Source organism: Streptomyces sp. NPDC002130, assembly GCF_040296465.1.
In the GTDB taxonomy this organism is placed as follows: Bacteria; Actinomycetota; Actinomycetes; order Streptomycetales; family Streptomycetaceae; genus Streptomyces.
Genome location: NZ_JBEOXI010000527.1, coordinates 1 through 2,617 on the forward strand (window position 1 = coordinate 1; position 2,617 = coordinate 2,617).

Sequence of the window (2,617 nt, forward strand, 5' to 3'; positions counted from 1 at the left end):
AGAACCCGCAGGTCCGGCCCGGCGCGCCGACGTCCGGTCGCCGGTGCGCTCGCTGCGTTTCGACGGCTGGATCGCGGGGATCGGCACGGCGTCCGGCGCCCGCGTTGTGCTCGGCCACTGGCCGCGGTCGCCGTTCGGGCCGTTCAGTGACGTGATGTTCGAAGGGGCCGACGGACACCGGCTGCTGCTGGCGCCCACGGGCGAGACGGCACAGTTCGTCGCCGGCACCTATGTCTTCGACGAGGTGCGGGTCGTACCGGTCGCGGTACGCATCACCGACCGCCGGCACTGGACCGTCACCGCCCCGCCGCTCCACCTGCAGTTCAGCACCGGCCGCCGGAACCTGCCGGGCCTGGCGCTGCGGGCCGTCCCGGGGCGCCTCACCGTCCGCCCGGGCTGGATCGCGCTGTGGGACCGGCCCGCCCGTCTGCTGCTGGGGGCGCACACCCACGCCGGTGCCCGGGCCGGACGGCACCAGTGGTACGGCGCCCGGGACCTGCACCCGGTCACCTCGGCGACCGTGACCTGCAAGGGCGAGAGCCTCGGCGCCCTCGCCCCGGTCGAGCCACCCGTGCGCTTCGGGACCGGCTCGACACCCCGCCCTCCCTGTCTCGTGCGGGTCACCACGACGGTGACCGTTGAGCAGGACCGGAGTACGACAGGAGTCGCGTCATGACGGAACAGCGAGCGGATTCGCCGGGCGCCGAGCGTGCCCCGGCCACCGACATGTCCCTGCTGGGGATCTACCTCAACGACCATCTCGCCGGTGCCACCGCCGGGACCGCGCGGGTGCGCTACCTGCTGCGCTCCTGCGGTGGCTCGGCGCTCGCCGACGCGCTGGCCCCGGTCGCCGACGAGATCGCCGAGGACCGGACGGCCCTGCTCCACCTCATGCGGCGCCTGGACGTCCCGGTGCGCCGCTACAAGGTCTACGCGGGCCGGGCCGCCGAGCAGGTGGGGCGGCTGAAGAGCAACGGCAGCCTGGTACGGCGCTCCCCGCTGAGCACCCTGTGGGAGCTGGAGGCCCTGGCGCTCGGGGTGGAGGGCAAGCTGGCCGGCTGGGAGACGCTGCGCGATCTGTCCGCCACGGACGGACGTCTCGACCGGCGGCAGCTCGACGAGCTCATCGAACGGGCCCGCCGGCAACATTCCACGCTGGAGGCGCTGCGTCACCGGCAGGTCGAGGTCGCCTTCCGCGGAGCCTGACAGGCCGGGATCCGCTCACCAGAACCTGCTGCTGAGGGCGGGCTGGTGGGCCAGCTGCACGGCGTCGCGCAGCCGCAGCGCGACGCTGATGACGGCGCGCAGGGCGGACGGGCGGACGGTCTGGGCGGTCTCGGTGGCGAGGACCAGCAGGCAGGCCGCCGCCTGCTCGACGACCGTGACCGGCAGGGTGAAGTCGTTGTCGGCGGCCTCGCGGAACGCCTTCAGCGGGATCGCGGCCCCGTCGACGGCCCGCTGCGCGGCCTGCTCCAGATGCTGAGCGGCTTGTTCGCACACGGGGGCCGGGAGGGCGATGGTGCGCTGGAACGGTGTACTCGTCATGACCCGACTGCTCCCCCGGCGATGGCCGGTTCTTTCGCCCGGCGCCGGGATTTCACCGTCCCGCGTGACCGGCGCGCGGCGAATGTCCCTGAAGTCGAAACAGCGGTCAAGTGCGGTACGACGGCCGTCGGATACGACTGGTCCACTCCTGCGATCGACTCCCGGACGAACGGCACAGGCACAGGCACACGGAGAAGTGACCACAACGGGGGCATCCAGAATGTTCCGCACCGCCTCGCGGTGGTTCCGAGGGCTGAGAGGGAGTTCGTATGACCGTCCGTTCCGATGTGGCGACCCGGCTCACCGGGCGGGCGGTCAGCGGTGAGAGGCAGCTGTCGGGGGCTCTCGCCGAAGTCGCTCTCGACGACGGGCGGGTCGTGGTCGTCAAGCGGTCCGACGCGCCCGGGGCGGCCCGGGCCGAGGCGGCGGGGCTGCGGTGGCTGGCCGCTGCCGGGAGCGTACGGGTGCCGGTGGTGCACGGGCACGAGGACGGCTGGCTGGTCATCGACCGGGTTCCGCAGGGGCGGCCGGACCGTGCGGCCGCGGTGCGGTTCGGGCGGGACCTCGCCGCGCTGCACGCCGCCGGGGCGCCCGCGTTCGGGGCGGCGCCGCCGGACGGCCCGGTGGACGCGTACATCGGGCTCGCGCCGATGCGCAACGAACCCGGTATCGACTGGCCACGCTGGTACGCCGGGCAGCGCGTGCTGCCGTATCTGCGGCGGGCGGTCGACCAGGGCACGTTCCGGTCCGGCGAGGCGGCCGTCGTGGAGCGTCTGTGCGAGCGGCTGCCGGAGCTGGCCGGGCCCGCCGAGCCGCCCGCGCGGCTGCACGGCGACCTGTGGAGCGGCAACGTGCTGTGGGCGGCCGACGGGCACGTCCGGCTGATCGACCCGGCAGCGCACGGCGGGCACCGGGAGACGGACCTGGCGATGCTGCGCCTGTTCGGCTGCCCCCACCTGGAGCGGGTGCTTGACGGCTACCAGGAGGTCGCGCCGCTCGCGGACGGCTGGACCGAACGTGTCGGCGTGCACCACCTGGTTCACGGTCGGGTGGAAGCCGAGCTGTTCGGGCC

General features: G+C 74.1%; 4 protein-coding genes. 3 read left to right on the forward strand and 1 reads right to left on the reverse strand.

The annotated features are described in order from the left end of the window. The first annotated feature begins 43 nt into the window (after positions 1-43). Both ABT116_RS42225 and ABT116_RS42230 read left to right on the forward strand, forming a co-directional pair. A complete protein-coding gene (locus ABT116_RS42225) occupies positions 44-676 on the forward strand; it encodes a hypothetical protein (protein WP_351645758.1) in 633 nt (210 codons plus the stop codon). Next, the gene (locus tag ABT116_RS42230) at positions 673-1,206 is read left to right on the forward strand and encodes a hypothetical protein (RefSeq protein ID WP_351645750.1); all 534 of its coding nucleotides are present in this window, start codon (positions 673-675) and stop codon (positions 1,204-1,206) included. The genes ABT116_RS42225 and ABT116_RS42230 overlap by 4 nt, the downstream gene beginning before the upstream one ends. A 15-nt stretch (positions 1,207-1,221) precedes the next feature. Here ABT116_RS42230 and ABT116_RS42235 read toward each other — a convergent pair whose 3' ends face one another. After that, the gene (locus ABT116_RS42235; RefSeq protein WP_351645753.1) at positions 1,222-1,545 is read right to left on the reverse strand and encodes a hypothetical protein; all 324 of its coding nucleotides are present in this window, start codon (positions 1,543-1,545) and stop codon (positions 1,222-1,224) included. Between the two features lie 269 nt (positions 1,546-1,814). Between ABT116_RS42235 and ABT116_RS42240 the strand changes: the two genes are divergently transcribed. Then, on the forward strand, positions 1,815-2,617 hold an 803-nt coding region (locus tag ABT116_RS42240; RefSeq protein WP_351645756.1), incomplete at its 3' end, for a fructosamine kinase family protein.

What these genes read in the sequence shown, in the direction of transcription:
- ABT116_RS42230 (WP_351645750.1), top strand. Translation starts at nt 673, where the DNA reads ATGACGGAACAGCGAGCGGATTCGCCGGGCGCCGAGCGTGCCCCGGCC.
- ABT116_RS42235 (WP_351645753.1), bottom strand. Translation starts at nt 1,545, where the DNA reads ATGACGAGTACACCGTTCCAGCGCACCATCGCCCTCCCGGCCCCCGTG.